The 16,144-nt window shown below is 44.7% G+C and carries 15 protein-coding genes, 1 tRNA gene, 5 pseudogenes and 1 other annotated feature; of the genes and pseudogenes, 6 read left to right on the top strand and 15 right to left on the bottom strand.

From position 1 onward, the window contains the following. Window positions 1-9 precede the first annotated feature (9 nt). The 12 genes and pseudogenes from JCM14505_RS03270 to rplU form a co-directional block, all read right to left on the bottom strand. A complete protein-coding gene (locus JCM14505_RS03270; RefSeq protein ID WP_054652903.1) occupies window positions 10-474 on the bottom strand; it encodes an arginine repressor in 465 nt (154 codons plus the stop codon). A 1-nt stretch (window position 475) separates the two neighbouring features. Then, a pseudogene (locus JCM14505_RS03265) lies at window positions 476-1,303 on the bottom strand (TlyA family RNA methyltransferase). Between the two features lie 2 nt (window positions 1,304-1,305). Next, window positions 1,306-2,180 (bottom strand): annotated as a pseudogene (locus JCM14505_RS03260) (polyprenyl synthetase family protein). 9 nt (window positions 2,181-2,189) lie between these two features. Continuing rightward, the gene (locus JCM14505_RS03255; RefSeq protein WP_054652901.1) at window positions 2,190-2,492 is read right to left on the bottom strand and encodes an exodeoxyribonuclease VII small subunit; all 303 of its coding nucleotides are present in this window, start codon (window positions 2,490-2,492) and stop codon (window positions 2,190-2,192) included. Further along, window positions 2,479-3,858 (bottom strand): exodeoxyribonuclease VII large subunit, encoded by a 1,380-nt coding sequence (xseA, locus tag JCM14505_RS03250; protein ID WP_054652899.1) that lies wholly within the window; start codon window positions 3,856-3,858, stop codon window positions 2,479-2,481. The genes JCM14505_RS03255 and xseA overlap by 14 nt, the downstream gene beginning before the upstream one ends. Next, entirely contained in the window at window positions 3,855-4,706 is an 852-nt protein-coding gene (locus tag JCM14505_RS03245) for a bifunctional 5,10-methylenetetrahydrofolate dehydrogenase/5,10-methenyltetrahydrofolate cyclohydrolase (protein WP_054652897.1), read from the bottom strand. Before JCM14505_RS03245 ends, xseA begins: the two co-directional genes overlap by 4 nt. A gap of 105 nt (window positions 4,707-4,811) precedes the next feature. After that, on the bottom strand, window positions 4,812-5,216 hold the full coding sequence (gene nusB / locus JCM14505_RS03240; RefSeq protein WP_054652895.1) for a transcription antitermination factor NusB: 405 nt from the start codon (window positions 5,214-5,216) through the stop codon (window positions 4,812-4,814). Continuing rightward, complete coding sequence (locus JCM14505_RS03235; protein ID WP_054652894.1) at window positions 5,216-5,644, bottom strand: Asp23/Gls24 family envelope stress response protein; 429 nt, start codon at window positions 5,642-5,644, stop codon at window positions 5,216-5,218. The genes nusB and JCM14505_RS03235 overlap by 1 nt, the downstream gene beginning before the upstream one ends. Window positions 5,645-6,104: 460 nt before the next feature. Continuing rightward, window positions 6,105-7,182: pseudogene (locus JCM14505_RS03230) on the bottom strand (M24 family metallopeptidase). A gap of 74 nt (window positions 7,183-7,256) precedes the next feature. Next, window positions 7,257-7,537 (bottom strand): annotated as a pseudogene (rpmA, locus tag JCM14505_RS08640) (50S ribosomal protein L27). A gap of 20 nt (window positions 7,538-7,557) precedes the next feature. Next, window positions 7,558-7,881, bottom strand: coding sequence for a ribosomal-processing cysteine protease Prp (locus JCM14505_RS03225; RefSeq protein ID WP_054652892.1), 324 nt, complete (start codon window positions 7,879-7,881; stop codon window positions 7,558-7,560). A 14-nt stretch (window positions 7,882-7,895) separates the two neighbouring features. Then, window positions 7,896-8,204 (bottom strand): 50S ribosomal protein L21, encoded by a 309-nt coding sequence (gene rplU, locus JCM14505_RS03220; protein WP_054652890.1) that lies wholly within the window; start codon window positions 8,202-8,204, stop codon window positions 7,896-7,898. Window positions 8,205-8,216: 12 nt separating this feature from the next. Next, window positions 8,217-8,288 (bottom strand) — a sequence feature (ribosomal protein L21 leader region). Between the two features lie 125 nt (window positions 8,289-8,413). Here rplU and JCM14505_RS03215 point away from each other — a divergent pair. Together JCM14505_RS03215 and JCM14505_RS03210 are read left to right on the top strand one after the other, a co-directional pair. Continuing rightward, a tRNA-Arg gene (locus JCM14505_RS03215) sits at window positions 8,414-8,487 on the top strand. Window positions 8,488-8,917: 430 nt separating this feature from the next. After that, window positions 8,918-9,277 (top strand): DUF1828 domain-containing protein, encoded by a 360-nt coding sequence (locus JCM14505_RS03210; protein WP_054652888.1) that lies wholly within the window; start codon window positions 8,918-8,920, stop codon window positions 9,275-9,277. A gap of 209 nt (window positions 9,278-9,486) precedes the next feature. On the opposite strand, the gene JCM14505_RS03205 is transcribed toward JCM14505_RS03210, so the two are convergent. Beyond that, a complete protein-coding gene (locus JCM14505_RS03205; protein ID WP_054652886.1) occupies window positions 9,487-9,879 on the bottom strand; it encodes an iron-sulfur cluster biosynthesis family protein in 393 nt (130 codons plus the stop codon). A gap of 184 nt (window positions 9,880-10,063) precedes the next feature. Between JCM14505_RS03205 and JCM14505_RS03200 the strand changes: the two genes are divergently transcribed. Further along, window positions 10,064-10,585 (top strand): GNAT family N-acetyltransferase, encoded by a 522-nt coding sequence (locus JCM14505_RS03200; RefSeq protein WP_054652884.1) that lies wholly within the window; start codon window positions 10,064-10,066, stop codon window positions 10,583-10,585. Between the two features lie 230 nt (window positions 10,586-10,815). Here JCM14505_RS03200 and gntK read toward each other — a convergent pair. Continuing rightward, window positions 10,816-12,352, bottom strand: a pseudogene (gene gntK, locus JCM14505_RS03195) (gluconokinase). A 128-nt stretch (window positions 12,353-12,480) separates the two neighbouring features. Between gntK and JCM14505_RS03190 the strand changes: the two are divergent. Together JCM14505_RS03190 and JCM14505_RS03185 are read left to right on the top strand one after the other, a co-directional pair. After that, window positions 12,481-13,488: a substrate-binding domain-containing protein gene (locus JCM14505_RS03190; RefSeq protein ID WP_054652882.1), complete on the top strand. Its 1,008-nt coding sequence runs from the start codon at window positions 12,481-12,483 to the stop codon at window positions 13,486-13,488. Between the two features lie 136 nt (window positions 13,489-13,624). Continuing rightward, window positions 13,625-14,959, top strand: a complete 1,335-nt coding sequence (locus tag JCM14505_RS03185; RefSeq protein ID WP_054652880.1) for a gluconate:H+ symporter — start codon at window positions 13,625-13,627, stop codon at window positions 14,957-14,959. 74 nt (window positions 14,960-15,033) lie between these two features. Here JCM14505_RS03185 and JCM14505_RS03180 read toward each other — a convergent pair whose 3' ends face one another. Beyond that, a complete protein-coding gene (locus tag JCM14505_RS03180) occupies window positions 15,034-15,258 on the bottom strand; it encodes an AbrB/MazE/SpoVT family DNA-binding domain-containing protein (RefSeq protein ID WP_054652878.1) in 225 nt (74 codons plus the stop codon). Between the two features lie 293 nt (window positions 15,259-15,551). Between JCM14505_RS03180 and JCM14505_RS03175 the strand changes: the two genes are divergently transcribed. Next, window positions 15,552-16,073, top strand: coding sequence for a sigma-70 family RNA polymerase sigma factor (locus tag JCM14505_RS03175; protein ID WP_054652876.1), 522 nt, complete (start codon window positions 15,552-15,554; stop codon window positions 16,071-16,073). The last annotated feature ends 71 nt before the right edge of the window (window positions 16,074-16,144 follow it).

Raw genomic sequence — 16,144 nt, 5'->3', positions numbered from 1 at the left:
CAACTTTAATTAAACAATCGCTAGTAAGCGTTGCGCTAATTGGCTCGCCGCTTCTGGATCCGTACAAACCACAAAAACATTCGCGTCGTCGCCAACCGCCGTGAAGACTTCCGGAAATTCACCCTTGCGCAAAATCATCGCGACCATCGGGCCATAGCCTGGCACTGTTTCTACGGCAATAAATTGATCTTGGCTTTTAACCTTAATCAAATCGCCCCCATTAATTTCGGGCACTGGAACAGCTGCTTGGTTAACTGGATTCGGTTCACTAACCGGACTTGGCATTTGATAATGAGCCACGCCGTTTTCGCCCACGACTTTGCTCAATTTCATTTCCTTAATATCACGTGAAATCGTTGCTTGGGTCACTTCGACCCCCGCCGCTTGCAAAGCTGCCACTAATTCCGCTTGGCGTGAAATTACTTGCTGTTCAATGATTGTTTGAATGTACTGTTGGCGTTCTTGCTTTTGCACGTTAGTCGTCCCCCTTTTGATTTAAGGTTGCTTGCGCGTTAGCTAAGACTTGATCAATCTTTACCGTTGGCTTAACCGTTCCTACTTGGTCACTTAATTGTAAGTGCACAAGAAATTCGATATTCCCTTGGCCCCCTTTAATTGGTGAGAAGTCAAGATTTAAAACGTCAAAATGATTTTCCGTCGCATATCCAATCACTTGTTCAATCACTTGGCGATGAACCGCCGGATCCTTCACAATCCCGTGCTTACCAACTTTTTCCTTCCCCGCTTCAAATTGGGGCTTAATTAAGCTACCACTTCGCCGCCAGGGACTAAAATTTGACTTAATGGTGGGAAAATTAAGTTTAAAGAAATAAACGAAACATCAATCGAACTAAATTCAGGTTGGCCACTTGTAAAGTCGGCTAATTGGCTGTAACGGAAGTTGGTTTGTTCCATCACAACCACGCGCGGATCATCCCGCAATTGCCAAACTAATTGATTCGTCCCCACATCCAAGGCATAACTTAACTTGGCGCCATTTTGGAGCATCACATCCGTAAATCCCCCGGTTGACGAACCGATATCTAAGACGACTTTATCCTTGACTGAAATCCCAAATACATCAAGCGCCTTGGCAAGCTTGAGACCACCCCGACTAACATAGGGCATCTTTTTGCCCTTTAAATGTAAGGTCGTTGTCACATCAATTTTTTTGGCCAGGCTTATCCAACCGTTCGTTATTCTTCCCGAGTACTTCGCCGGCCATCACGGCTCGTTTGGCTTGCTCACGGGAATCAAAGAGCCCTTGTTGGACTAATAAAATATCAACACGTTCTTTTGGCATGATTAATCCTCTTTAAAATATGCTAAAAATTCTGTCAGGGTGCCGGTATCCGTCCCCGTCAATTGTGCTAGCTGCGCTTGACTATCCCGGGCTACCGCTAAGGTTTGGTGTAACGCGGCTTGCGCATCAGCTAAACCAAGTAAATTTACATATGTATTTTTAGCGCGATCCGCATCTTTATGCGTTGCTTTCCCCAGTTCGGCGCTGGTGGCCGTTGCATCTAAAATATCATCGTAAATTTGAAAGGCTAACCCATAACTTTCCCCGAATTTAACTAACTCCGCTAACACTGCCGGCGTCGCTTGGGCAATAATCCCCCCGGCTAAGACCGCATAGCGTAATAAGGCGCCGGTCTTTTGCGCATGGAGGTGCTTTAATTGGGCTAATTCCAGTTGGTGGCCAGTTCCTAAAATATCACGAACTTGTCCGGCCACCATGCCCCGCGCCCCACTCGCTAGGGCTAATTCACGCGCCAATTGCGCTTGAATCACAACTGGCAATTCGTTATCCGTTACCCATTCAAAGGCCGTTGCTTGCAAGGCATCGCCAGCTAAAATCGCCATTGCTTCGCCAAATTGCTTATGACTGGTTGGTTTCCCACGCCGTAAATCATCATTATCCATGGCTGGTAAATCATCATGAATCAACGAATACGTGTGCAATAATTCAACCGCACACGCTGCTTTGAGTACACTAGCGGTTAATTCAACGCCTAATAATTGCGCCACGGCTAACGTTAACGTTGGCCGCAAGCGTTTCCCACCAGCGGCGACCGAATAATCCATCGCCGTGAGCAAGTCGCTTGATCAGAACTGTTCGCTAAAGCCGTCGTTAAATAATCGTCAACCCGCTGCCGTAATTGCTGTAAATTTTCCATGTTCCACCTCTAAAATGGATTATCGTCATCATCACTCGCAAATTGTGATTGATAACCTTGGTTGGCGACCCCATTATTACTTAAATCATCACCCGCCTGTTCAATCGTCGTGACTTGATCATCATCATCGACCATTTGCGCCAAAGTATGTTCGGCCGTCGTTAATTGTTGTTTTAAATTCTTTGACAATTCCATGCCTTGACTAAAGGCTTGAATTGATTCATCCAGTGACAAGTCACCTTGTTGAAGTTTCGTCACTAAGGTTTGTAATTCAGCTAATTGACTTTCAAAAGTAGGTTTAGCGGTTGGCATCCGTGGTTTCCTCCGTGGTAATTTCTGTAATCGTAGCGGCAGCCGTCCCATGGGCAAAGTGAATTTTCACTGTTTCCCCCGGCGTTAATTGTTGACTGTTACTAACAACTTGATCGTTCATTGTCACATAACTATATCCCCGTTGTAACACAGTTAAGGGACTCAAGGCTGCCAATTGATCAATTAAAGATTGCGTTTGATAGGTAGCGGTTTGCAAACGGCGTTTCATTTCACTAACAAGTTGTTGACTTGCTTGGTAAACCGCCAATTGTTGTCGCGCTAATTGTTGCGACGGCGAATTTTGTTGCAGTTGTTCACTCACCATTTGTACCTGGCGTTGCGCTTGGTATAAACGATGCTGAAACGCTTGCGTTAGCTTTATTTGGGCTTCATCAACTTGTTGCATTGGCCGCGCTAACACCCGACTTGGTTGCTGCAAGACTGGCGACTGCGCCAAATTATCCACAAGTTGTCGTGCTTGCGTTAAGCGCCGTTTTTGCCCGTGGAATAATTGTTCCTGCAATGATTGTAATTGCATTAAAACCTCGCTTAATTCCCACGCACTGGCTTGTTCAGCCGCGGCGGTGGGGGTTGGTGCGCGTAAGTCGGCTGCTAAATCAGCAATCGTCGTATCAGTTTCATGACCGATTGATGAAATCACCGGAATTTGCGCCGCCGCAATCGCCCGGCCCACTATTTCTTCGTTAAACGGCCACAAGTCTTCTAACGATCCACCACCCCGCGCCACAATTAAGGCATCGTATTGGTCTGGTTGATCAGCCCGTTGAATTTGGCGCGCAATCGTGGCCGCGGCGTCATCGCCTTGAACTTTCGCCGGATAAAAGACGAGTTGGATTAACGGATTACGTCGGCGGATCGTAGTAATAATATCGTGCATCACTGCCCCATTAAGACTCGTCACGACCGCAATCCGCTTTGGAAATGGTCGTAAAGATTTCCGGGGACGGTCAAATAATCCTTCCGCTTTTAACTTGTCATACATTTGTTGGAAGGCAATTTGCAGGGACCCAAGGCCAGCTACCTCCATGCTATCTGCATATAATTGGTAATTTCCCGTGGGTTCATAAACACTAACGCGCCCACGAATGATAACTTTCATCCCATTTTCGGGCGCAAATTTCAATTTATCAAAGGCGCCTTTAAACATCACGACATTAATCTTAGCGCTACGTTGACTATCCGTTTCATCTTTAAGTGCAAAGTATTGATGACCCCGGCGCGCACGGAAATCCGTCAATTGGCCCACAACATAAACGTCCTTCGTTAAATACGGATCGTAATCAAATTTGCGCTTAATATAGGTTGTTAACTGCGTTACGGTAAGACAATCTTGTTCCGCAATCATCTAGCACCCCTCCTTTGCGCTAATTGCACGGTTTGACTTAAAACACTCGCCACCGTCATTGGACCGACACCTCCGGGCACCGGCGTAATCCAACTGGCTAGTGGGGCGACAGACTCGTAATCAACATCGCCGACTAATTGGCCAGCCACCCGATTGATACCGACATCAATCACAATTGCACCATCCTTAACCATTGGCACCGTCACTAACTCAGGCTGGCCAGTGGCAACGACTAAAATATCCGCTTGGCGTGTTAAGGTCGTTAAATCTTGGGTTTGCCGATGAGCAACCGTCACCGTGGCCCCCGCATTTTGCATCAGGGCCGCTAATGGTAAGCCGACTAACCGACTCCGCCCTATGATGACCACTCGTTTTCCAGTCACCGCGAGATCATACGAAGCTAACAACCCCATAATGCCTTGGGGGGTGGCTGCGATTGGATAGTCACCGGCTTGGTGTTGCACTAATTTACCCAAATTGGTGGCATGCAAACCATCAACATCCTTTGCCGGTAAAATCAATTGACTCAACTGATCTTCTGGTAAGCCATTCGGCAACGGTGATTGCAAAATAATCCCGTCAATTTGTGGATCCTGATTGCAATCCTCGATCGCGGCCGCCACTTCCGGCTCGGTCGCCGTCGCCGGCAAGGTTTTCATTTCGACTTGAATCCCAAGCTCCGTCGCTAACCGTTCCTTATTACGGGTATAAACAAGGCTGGCTGGATTGGTACCAACCATAATAATTGCTAAGCTCGGGATAATCCCTTGTTGACGTAATGCATCAGCCTTTAATTTGGTCATTTGATTTAATTGTCGAGCCACTGCGCGCCCATCTAAGTTTGTCATTAACAATTACCACCTTTTTATCGTTAATCATATGGTTTTAATTCTACCACATCTAACCCGCTAAAAAAGCCGACAGCCACAAACCGGCTATCGACTAATAAAGATTTATTCAGCTGGGACAAAGTTACCTAAAACCCCATTCACAAAAGCCTTGGACTTGTCATCACTAAAAGTGGATGTCAATTGTAAGGCTTCATTGATTACAACTGGAGCGGGCGCTGCTTGTTGCATCAATTCAAAGAGAGCTAACCGTAAAATAATAACATTTGGCCGTGCCACCCGATCAAGCGTCCAACCAGGGGCTAAATGACTAGCAATCTTTTCATCAAGACTAGCTTGATTGGCAATTACTCCATCAACTAAACCCGCCGCAAACGTTGGTACGGCTTCATTTTTGTTTAATTCTAGCACTTCCGCAAAAATTGGGTAACGATCCATCTCTGGAGCACTATCTAAGGCAAATAACGTTTGAAACGCAGCTTCGCGTAAACGATGACGACTAAAACTCATTAGGCATTCCCTTCTTCATCTCGATCCGCAAAAATATTGTTAGGATCAACTTGTTGTTCTTGCTTGGTCATGACAATCCCTTGAACGTGAACGTTAACTTGGGAAACCGTTAAATCGGTCATTAACTTCACTTGTTGGGCAACGTTGGTTTGAATTTCGGCGGCCACTTGTGGGACGGACACCCCGAATTCTAAGTACACATCAACATCAATAACTAACTCTTCTGGTTGATTATCAACCTTCACCCCGCGTCGGTGATCAGAACGGCCAAGCAATTCGCTCACGTTATTGGCTAAGCTTCCGTGCATCTTAGACACCCCATCGACTTCACTAGCCGCAATCCCGGCAATGAATTCTAAGGTTTGGGGTGACAAAATAATCTTTCCATCATTATCGTGGATTAATTCAATCGTTGATTCTTCTGCCATGATTTTCCTCCTTAACTAGCCCATTAATGGACTAGGGTTACTCTTATCATTGTGCCTTATTTGGGGATAAAATGCAACTTAGTATGCGAGCCCGTATAAAGTTTCCGGGAGCTAAGCGTCAAATTCCGTGTGGTGTTAGGCACTAACGTCGGAGGAATTTATGCTTAGCACGAGGAAACTTAGGGCGAGCATCATTACTAAGGTGATAATAACGCTCAAAAGCATTCTATTCACACTAGTAGTGATGCTTAGCCTAAAATTCCTGATGATAAGGGAAACCGCCTCCGACGGCAATGCTTGCCGCCGTTCGTTGGTTCCATCCTTATCACACGGGATTTTTTTAACGGCTTCGCATACTAATGCAATGATGTTCGTAGGGTCGCTCTAGTGCGATTCTAAGCACTAAGCGCTTTGGAGTTACACTCCAAAGCGCTTAGCGACTTAGCTTGCGAAGCTCCCGCTACTCACATACTGACACTAATTCCGTCGGCGCCGGCGTTAACACCTCTACCCCTTGATGGGTTAAAACAACATCATCTTCTAAGCGCATCCCAAACTCACCAGCTAAGTAAATTCCCGGTTCGATGGTCAATACTTCATGATGGCGCATCTTGAGGCGCTTGCTTCCAGGGGCATAACTAGCTGGAAATTCGTGCACACTCAAACCAATCCCATGCCCCATGCCATGATTGAAATTTTCGCCAAAGCCCGCCGCTTCAATCACTTGCCGGCCGGCTCGATCTAAATCATGGCCAGTAATGCCGACCATTAATTGATCGAGCACCGCTTGACGCGCTTGTTGTAATAACTGATAAACCGTGCGTTGTTGTGCCGTTGGCTGGCCCATCACGATCGTCCGCGTAAAATCAGCGGTATAGTGATTAACAAAATACCCGTAATCAAGGGTCACCACGTCACCAACTTCAATCACCCGTTCAGACACCGTCGCATGGGGTTGAGCGCTATGAGGTCCACTTGCCACAATGGTAGGAAAACTTTCCCCGCTCGCCCCATGACTTTTCATCCATTGATCCAAGTAATTGGCTACTTGCCGTTCGGTTACCCCCGGCCGAATCCAATCACAAACGGCCGCAAAAGCTTCCGCATGGAGTTTTCCCGCCACCCGAATCAAATCAATTTCGCTGGTTTCTTTAATCCGGCGCATTTTTTTCAACGATCCGATCAGCCGGCACAATTCCAACTTCCATCCGGTCATCTAACTCCTCAAACTCACGATAAGTCAGCGTATTTTCAAAGCCGACTTCACTTAATTCTATCTTCGTCGTTAATTCGACTAATTTACCAACGTAATCCCGGGTAATGACTCCCATGACGGCATCACTGTTAAAATGCGCTAAATAATCCCGATACCGTTCATCAGTAATAATCACCGCTAATTGATCCGTCACTAATAAATAACCATCACCAGCCGTTAATTCAATCCCAGTTAAATAGTAGATATTATCAGGATTTCCAATAATTAAAGCATCTAAATAATTATCAGTTAATTTTTGCCGTAAGCGTGCTAAGCGTGTCATGTCTTATTCCTCTTTTCTAATGGATAAAAAAAAGACTCGGAAGATCCAATAGACCTTCCGAGTAATTAATTTGCTTATTCAGCAACTGGGTAAACAGATACCTTCCGCTTGTCACGGCCAAGGCGTTCGAAACGAACAACCCCATCCATCTTAGCGTATAACGTATCGTCACCACCACGACCAACATTTTCACCTGGGTTGATGTGCGTACCACGTTGACGGTAGATGATTGAACCAGCCGTAACGAATGAACCGTCAGCAGCCTTCGTACCTAAACGACGACCAGCTGAGTTCCGACCGTTGGCAGTGGAACCACCCCCTTGTGGTGGGAGAAGAATTGAAGATTCATAATCATAGTTTTCACCTCCATTTTAATTATTTATCAAAGATTTTAACTTCAATATTGTCAGGGTAGCTATCTTGGATATCAAGCAATCCATTTTGCAACGTCTGCATCAAGACTTGCGCCTCACGCGCCGTGCTAATGTGATCAACTTCCATTAAGCCACCATTTTCAGCGTCTTGGTTAACTACAACATCATTATGAACAACTTGTTGTAGTCCATTAACCATTGCAATGGTTAAGACGCTCACCGCAGCACAAACAATGTCTTGCCCATATGGACCAGCATCCGCGTGCCCGGTCACCTGAAATGATGTAATCGCGTCATCGGAACGATAAATTGATGCCCGAATCATCCGATTAACCTCAATTAGGCGTTGATTGAGTCAATGACAACCTTCGTGTATGGTTGACGGTGACCCTTCTTGTTGTGGGTGTGCTTCTTAGGCTTGTACTTGAAAGTAACAACCTTCTTTTCCTTACCTTGCTTTTCAACAGTCCCTTCAACAGATGCGCCGTCTACAAATGGCGTTCCGACCTTAACGTCGTCACCACCAACGAAGACAACCTTGTCAAAAGTAACCTTGTCACCCGCTTGAACATCAAGCTTTTCAACGTAGATAGCTTGACCAGCTTCTACCTTGTATTGCTTTCCGCCCGTAACGATAATTGCGTACATTGTGTGCACCTCCTTAAATCTTAGACTCGCCGAACAAGTAGCATCGCTGCTTTAAAACTTGTGATCGTGCGGTTGTAGCTGTCAGTTCACAATTACAACATACGTAGTATATCTAAAATCACCTGACACGTCAACGTTAAACCATAAATTTTATTGTTAAATTCTAATTTGACCCCAAGTTAAATTATCTATATACTTAAATGTGGCTTGGGGGGATAGCTCAACCGGATAGAGCATTGGTCTTCTAAACCAAAGGTTGTGGGTTCGATTCCCACTCTCCTCATATCAAAGCACCTTGAAACGTTGATATATCAACATTTATAAACCTAAGGTGTCCCAACATAACACAAAAAGCCTCGACAAATTTGATCGAGGGCTTTTTGTCTACCGTTAAGTACACTGCCTTATTTTTTTACCAAACAAATCACCGGCTACACCATGCAAACTGGAGCAATTGGAATTTTAATCATTTATATCATCGGATTGACTTATTTCTCGTACAAAGATTATTTAGATTACTAATTACCCCCCAATGTTGAATTTTATCAGCATTGGGGGTTGTATATATCAATACTAAACACAAATTACCAAAGTGTTACTTATCCTCATTTCATTTAATGTTCGTTATAAAATACTAAATAAACATACTTACTAGTCTTTGGAGAATACTGATGAAAAACTTGTATAATTAAACGTACATAGGTGGTGATTCAATGAATGCTAAACCTCTTTTAGAAAATTACTATAATTGGCTAAAACAGCAATACCATGTCAAAAATATTAATCAAAATGTATCTGAAATCGTTACGCCATTCGTAGATGAATTAAATGACAACATCTCGCTTTACATCGAATCAATACCAAATCAGCAAATTCGCCTTTCCGATGATGGATATACTCTTAATAATCTTGAAATGATGGGAATTAACCTCACAGCTCCCCGTTATACTTTAATCACTGATATTATTACGCAGTTTGATATTCAAATTGCTCAAGATAATATTTTGTTTATTGAAGGCAACGAAAATAATTTCCCACTTAATGAAATTCAAATTGCTTTCTGCCATCATTAAGGTTAATGATCTTTATTTTACTCGACACTTGCATAAACACTCTAACTAAAACAAAACCCAACGAACCACATCAGTCCGGTGGGTTTTTTCGTTATCCTTCAATCATCATAATCATTAAGATGACTAAACTGGTCACCGCCGTGATAATTTCTAAATCACGTGTTAATAAATCCAGCCTCATCTTTCGTCACTTCCTTTATGAACGAAATTTAACAATCATGGGTGGTTCCTTGCGTCGTTGGCGCTAAATCGGACGCCGTCACCGTTTGCAGTTCGAGATTTTCCGTTAAGCGCCCACTGGGACCACTAAGCGGCAACAAGAAATACTTCGAATTAAAATCAACCTTCATCTCGTCATCGAATTGGGGTTGCGTATAATCTTTGTAGTAAATCGGACCGAGATTAGAATCCATCACCGCATTAAAATCAGTCACCACTAAATCGGGATCAACAAATAACAACTTAAAGCTATCTTCCATTGAACAATTGCCTAATTTTGAAAACGGCCCGACTCCATCATCGTAATCAAGCATCAATTTATGTTCGGCTGGCTGATAGCGATCTAGATACTTAATCGCCGCGGGTATAAATGTAATTTTCATGCTAGTTGCCCCCTTTCGCTAGTTAGCTATATTATAACATTTATCCCCAATATCATTGGCAACAATGCTCACTAATTAAAAAAACGGTAAAAAGTACTGATTTTATCATCAGAAATTCATTTCTTTCATAGTTTATTTTTGCTAAACTAGCAAAGTATTATTTTAACTTAAAGGAGTTTGCATTATGAGCGTAAAGTATTTACGGCCCGCCGTCTATGAAGACGTCGCCGCCATCATGCAAATTATTAACGATGCCAAAGCCCTCTTAAAGGCCGACGGGAGTACCCAGTGGCAATCTGGCACTCCCAATCAACAAATGATTGAAGATGACATTCAATCCGGGATTGGCAAAGTCTTAATCGTCGATGGGGTAATTGCCGGTTACGCCGTCCTTGACACCGAGATTGATAAGTTCTACCACACGATTTACGAAGGTGAATGGGCCAAGCCCCACGAACGTTATACCACGATTCATCGCTTCGCCATCAGTAAAGACTTCCGTGGTCAAAACCTGTCATCCGTGATGTTTGAACACTTAATCACAGCTAGTTTACAAGAAGGCATCTACAACGTTCGTTTCGATACCTTCAAGATGAACAAACGCCTCCAACACCTCGGTGACAAATTTGGTTTTGTCCACCGTGGCAATATCCAAACCGCTGATCCCGTTGATCCCTGGCGGTTTGCGTACGAATTAAATCTGTAATTAATAATCCCGTGATGGTCTCACAATCGAAGCCACCACGGGATTTATATTTGGCCTTAAAGTAATAAAAAAGCTAATCACGATTTTAAACGTGATTAGTTAACAAAGTCGTGTTTCCAGCTACGATTGAGGGGTAGCCGAAGCCACCGGTTACTCCTCTTTTCAATTATTAATAATAAATGAAAATTAGTATCAATTTAACTAAAATCACTAAAACGAGTTACTTCAGCTTAATCTTTCGCATGCCGGCGTTGGAAGTCAGCAATATTGGCATATTCCGTTTGTAATTGACGACTTAATCGGATGTAAATTGGCATTAATTCCCGGTAAACTTCGTAGTTGGCTGGATTTGGTTGGTACGTCTTGGTTTCCCCGATGAACCGCTTAATGTCGGTTAAATCATCGACTAATCCCAGACTATGCATCGCCATCACCACAGCTGCCAAACAGCCACTTTCAAAGGATTGGGGAATCGTGACCGGACTTTCAAAAATATCGGCCAACATTTGCCGCCACAAGGCTGAGCGGGCAAACCCACCGGTGGCCATGATTTCTTTTGATTTACCGGCTACTTCTTCGAGCGCTAACATAACCGTATAAAGGTTGTAGACAATTCCTTCTAAGGCTGCCCGCGCCATGTGCGCCCGGGTATGAGTCCGGGTTAAGCCGAAGAATGAGCCGCGCGTTGGCGTCCCAAATCGGTGCCCGTTCACCCCCAAGGTACGGATGGAAAATTAACCCATCCGCCCCCGCGGGAACTTCACTGGCAATCTTCGTAATCAAGTCATAAGCATCGGCATGCATTAAATCCGCCGTCACTTTTTCTGGGGAGAACAATTGATCCCGGACCCAGCGGAAGACAATTCCCCCATTATTGACTGGTCCCCCGATGACCCACTTATCCTTGGTTAAGGCATAACAGAAGACCCGTCCCTTTTCATCAATTACCGGATGATCAACGACCACCCGCACCGCGCCAGATGTCCCAATCGTCACCGCGACAACGCCCGGTTCAATTGCATTGACCCCAAGGTTGGATAACGTTCCATCGGAAGCCCCCATGATAAATGGCGTATCAACCGGAATCCCCATTACTTCAGCATAAGCGGGGTTCAAACCCGTCACTTGATATTCCGGATCGACTAATTCTGGGAGTTGATTCCGGGTAATGCCAGCCGCTTGCAGGGCTTTTTCATCCCAATCCAAGTCAAAAATGTTAAATAAACCCGTGGCCGACGCAATCGAATATTCTTCTTTTAACACGCCGAAGAGCCGGTTAAATAAGAATTCTTTGATGCCGACCCAGTACTTGGCCTTGGCAAACAATTCCGGTTCTTCGTGGCGCAACCAAATTAATTTATACAATGGCGACATCGGATGCGTTGGCGTCCCCGTCCGCCGGTAAAGTTCCATTCCACGACCGTCTTCCGCATATGCAGCGGCGTACTTTTCTGCCCGGTTATCCGCCCAGGTGATCACCCGCGTCAATGGTTGGTAATTTTCATCCAAGGCAATTAAACTGTGCATGGCTGCGGAAAACGATACACCACGCAAAACCCCAGTTGTTAAATCAGCCTTGCGTAATACTTCCGTCATCCCACTAACAAACGCGTCCAAGATTTCATTTGGATCTTCTTCAGCCATATCCGGCGTGTCTTGGTATAAGGGGTATTCTTTATTGGCATAGGCCACCACTTGCCCTTGCAAATCATATAGCACCGTCTTCGTACTGGTCGTCCCAATATCGACCCCAATCATGTAATCCATTTTTTATTCCTCCTCAACGTTAACTTGTTTGACCACAGTATAAGGGAAAACGTTTTCAAAAAGCAACACTAAATTTTCAAAGTCCACAAAATCTGCTATGATAAATACAGTTTAAAGGAGCCTCAAACATGAAAGAACCAACGATTAAAGACGTCGCTGCGGCCGCGGATGTTTCTGTCACCACGGTCTCGCGATATCTCCACCAACAATTTCAAAAAAATGAGCCCCGACACCCGCGATCGGATTCAACGGGCCATCAGTCAGTTAAATTATCATCGAAAGTCGCCGCCCAACAACTCCGGGGGGTGAAAACAAAACTCATCGGCGTTATTATCGCCGACATCTCGGATCAATATATGGCATTACTCTTCAAAGGGATTTACGACCAAATGGTGACCGCCGGCTATCAAGTGTTAGTCATGAACTCGAATAATGACCAAGAACTAGAACGCCAAGAAATTCACCAATTACTTTCCAAACAAATCGATGGTCTCATCATCCAACCGAGCGCCGCCGACTTTGCGGCTTATCAAATGGTGGTCGATAACCACGTCCCCTTCGTGACAATTGACCGTCCGATTGCTAACCAACCAACCAGTGTGCCCCACGTCGCCTCCAACAACTACGATTCAGCGGTCCAATTTGCGGAGTTGATCTTTAACCAACATGGCTACGACAACATTTTGACAATTAAGGAATTCCAAGCCCAAACCTCGGGGCAAGACGAACGCCACGCTGGCTACCAAGCCGTGGCCGCCCAACTCAACCATCCCTATCGCTTATTAACGGTGCAATACGAAAGTAACACTTGGTTAGCCGAAACGATTCGCGACCACTTGCAACACGCAACTGGCAAAACCATGATTATCGGCTTAACGGGTCGGTTAATGTACCGCTTAATTGAAACCCTCAGTCCGCAACAGTACCAATACGGCGTTGATTTTGGGCTGGCCGGCTACGACGTTGATGATTGGGAACGATTTATCCAACACGGCATCACAATGCTACATCACTACCCACACCAAATTGGGTCAACGGCGGCCCAAACGTTACTGGCTCTCCTAACTCACCCCCAACAACCCCAACCGGCACGACTCTTAATTCCAATCGACCGCCAAGATCGCCCGTCATACTAACGTTTTTAACGCTGCCAACTTTTTTTCGTTGGCAGCGTTTTCATTTTCCTCTTGACATGATACCGCTTACATTTTATATTATTGGTGTAACGTTAAACCAAACAAGTTTTAGGAATTAGATGGAGGAGCAAATATCATGCCATTACTTTATGTTTTAATCGGGGTGGCAATTTTAATCTTCTTGATTACAAAGTTAAAATTAAACACCTTCTTGTCACTTGTCATTGTTTCATTCTTAGTCGCCTTAATGTTAGGTGAATCAATCGCTAAAATCCCCGCCTCAATCGAAGCTGGGATTGGGGGCCAATTAGGTCACTTAGCCGTGATTTTCGGATTCGGATCGATGCTTGGAAAGTTAGTTTCCGACTCGGGGGCCGGTTACCGAATTGCACACACGTTAATTCAAAAGTTCGGCCGCAAATACATTCAATGGGCCGTGGTGTTAGCATCCTTTATCGTCGGGATTGCCCTCTTCTTTGAAGTCGGCTTAGTCGTGGTCTTACCAATTATCTTTGTGATTGCCCGCGAATTGGGTATGCCATTAATGTACCTCGGGGTACCAATGGCGGCCGCCTTAAACACGACGCACGCCTTCTTACCACCACACCCGGCACCAACGGCAATTGCTGATATTTTCAACGCCCCAATTGGTCATGTCTTATTAATCGGGATTATCGCGGCCATTCCAACAGTGATTATCTCTGGTCCGGTTTACAACTGGGTCCTTCGCAAGGTTTACCCTCGTGTTTACAAGACGGATATTGATATTAGTGTGTTAGGTGAATACAAGGAATTTGAACTGGATGAAACGCCAAAGTTTGGTTTGAGTGTCTTAACGGCAATGCTACCCGTGATCTTAATTGCGGCCGCTACGATTTCTACATTCGTCTTACCAAAGCACAACTTATTTAATGAATTCTTACAAATGGTCGGGGCGCCCGACATTGCGATGGTCTTATCGCTCCTCTTTGCCATCTGGTTCCTAGGGGTTAAGCGGGGCCAAACGATGAGTGATGTTGGTGATTCATTAACCGAAGCCATTAAGCAAATTGCCCCAATGCTCTTAATCATCGGGGGTGGGGGTGCCTTCCGCCAAGTCTTAATTGACGGTGGGGTCGCTAAGACGATTGGTGATATGTTTGCCCACACGAACATGTCGCCCCTCTTCGCCGCTTGGTTAATTACCGCCATCTTACGGATCAGCCTGGGGTCTTCAACCGTCTCTGGTTTAACCGCCGCTGGGTTAGTCGCCCCATTGATCCAACAAACCGGTGCCAACCCCGTCTTAATGGTCTTGGCTGTCGGGGCCGGGTCAGTCTTCTGTGACCACGTTAACGATGCCGGGTTCTGGATGATCAAGGAATACTTCGGTTTGAGCTTGAAGGAAACCTTATTATCATGGACAACCTTAACTTGTGTCCTCGCCATCGCCGGACTGTTCGTGGTCCTTGGCCTGGATATGATTATGTAAAACCAAACCGTTTTAACCAAAATAAAGCCGTGAACGAACCAACTGGTTTCGTTCACGGCTTTTTAAATACGAAATTAAATCCATTCACTATCCAATACCCCAGATTCTTCCGTGATATCAACTTGCTTTATGTTTTCTTTAAACCAATTTCCCTCAAACGGATTTCGATGAGATGGGCGATAAACAATCGTTCCATCAGCTAACATTTCAACATTGTAATCTGCATCAGAAGCTACCTTAAATGATTCTGGAATTGTCAACGCTAATGATTCACCAATCTTCTTCACTTTAATCACCATTTTTATACCTCCCCATATTAAATAAGTAATCTATTTACCACATAACTTAATCAATTAAATTATACAACACAACATTCACCTCCTAATTAATAAATACACCAATTATATTGATTTAAACAAAATACTTAATTTAACCTAATCGTAACGTTCACTCCCTAATGCACTGGGTATACGTAAAATCACTCATCATCAACCAGCAAAGATTGGGCATTTTCCCAATTTGGCAACACCAATTCCCTTTTGTATGCTAAAGCCAACCTCGGCCGGGGCAAACATTTTTGGAGGAATTGATTATGTCAACACAACGAACAATTCGTGACGGTTTAACTTACTTAATCGTCAATCAACACGACCGCTTAATCGGCCAAAATTTGTCCCAATTGCATTTATACCCAGGACACCAGAATTATGATGATGCCTACCAAGAAGGTTGCCTGGCGTATGCCAAAGCTTACCAAACCTTCACGCAATCACCGGAAGACCACCCCGATCACTTTCGGGCCTATGCATACCGGCAAATTAAATGGGCGCTAATTGATTGGTTGCGAAAGACCAAACGGCAACTTGATCATCAAGCAGCGAGCAATGATGAAGTCGATCCCTGGCTCTTAACCCCCGACCCCAAAACGGACTTGGCAATTGCGAACGCGGAAATTCAAACGACGATTGCCAAACTTTATTACTTCAGTACCCCACTGCAACAACAGTATCTCGACTTGATTTTACGCGAAGACTTGTCAAACGGTGAAATCGCCAAACGCTTGGCATTTCGCGGACCGCTGTCTATGGCCTCCGCCGGCGCGTGCAAGAAGTGATTAAATATCATTTACCGGAATTAAGGGAATAAATTAACTGATTGAAAAAGCAGATCACCTATTTTAGGCGG

The organism is Limosilactobacillus equigenerosi DSM 18793 = JCM 14505, assembly GCF_001311375.1.
GTDB lineage: Bacteria > Bacillota > Bacilli > Lactobacillales > Lactobacillaceae > Limosilactobacillus > Limosilactobacillus equigenerosi.
The sequence above is the reverse complement of the archived record's forward strand: the minus strand, read 5'-3'. Positions and strand labels throughout refer to the sequence as shown.

Bases quoted from the DNA above. Each gene is read 5' to 3' on its own strand.
- JCM14505_RS03255 (WP_054652901.1), bottom strand. From the start codon at position 2,492: ATGCCAACCGCTAAACCTACTTTTGAAAGTCAATTAGCTGAATTACAA.
- xseA (WP_054652899.1), bottom strand. From the start codon at position 3,858: ATGATTGCGGAACAAGATTGTCTTACCGTAACGCAGTTAACAACCTAT.
- JCM14505_RS03245 (WP_054652897.1), bottom strand. From the start codon at position 4,706: ATGACAAACTTAGATGGGCGCGCAGTGGCTCGACAATTAAATCAAATG.
- nusB (WP_054652895.1), bottom strand. From the start codon at position 5,216: ATGAGTTTTAGTCGTCATCGTTTACGCGAAGCTGCGTTTCAAACGTTA.
- JCM14505_RS03235 (WP_054652894.1), bottom strand. From the start codon at position 5,644: ATGGCAGAAGAATCAACGATTGAATTAATCCACGATAATGATGGAAAG.
- JCM14505_RS03225 (WP_054652892.1), bottom strand. From the start codon at position 7,881: ATGATTCGGGCATCAATTTATCGTTCCGATGACGCGATTACATCATTT.
- rplU (WP_054652890.1), bottom strand. From the start codon at position 8,204: ATGTACGCAATTATCGTTACGGGCGGAAAGCAATACAAGGTAGAAGCT.
- JCM14505_RS03210 (WP_054652888.1), top strand. From the start codon at position 8,918: ATGAATGCTAAACCTCTTTTAGAAAATTACTATAATTGGCTAAAACAG.
- JCM14505_RS03205 (WP_054652886.1), bottom strand. From the start codon at position 9,879: ATGAAAATTACATTTATACCCGCGGCGATTAAGTATCTAGATCGCTAT.
- JCM14505_RS03200 (WP_054652884.1), top strand. From the start codon at position 10,064: ATGAGCGTAAAGTATTTACGGCCCGCCGTCTATGAAGACGTCGCCGCC.
- JCM14505_RS03190 (WP_054652882.1), top strand. From the start codon at position 12,481: ATGAAAGAACCAACGATTAAAGACGTCGCTGCGGCCGCGGATGTTTCT.
- JCM14505_RS03185 (WP_054652880.1), top strand. From the start codon at position 13,625: ATGCCATTACTTTATGTTTTAATCGGGGTGGCAATTTTAATCTTCTTG.
- JCM14505_RS03180 (WP_054652878.1), bottom strand. From the start codon at position 15,258: ATGGTGATTAAAGTGAAGAAGATTGGTGAATCATTAGCGTTGACAATT.
- JCM14505_RS03175 (WP_054652876.1), top strand. From the start codon at position 15,552: ATGTCAACACAACGAACAATTCGTGACGGTTTAACTTACTTAATCGTC.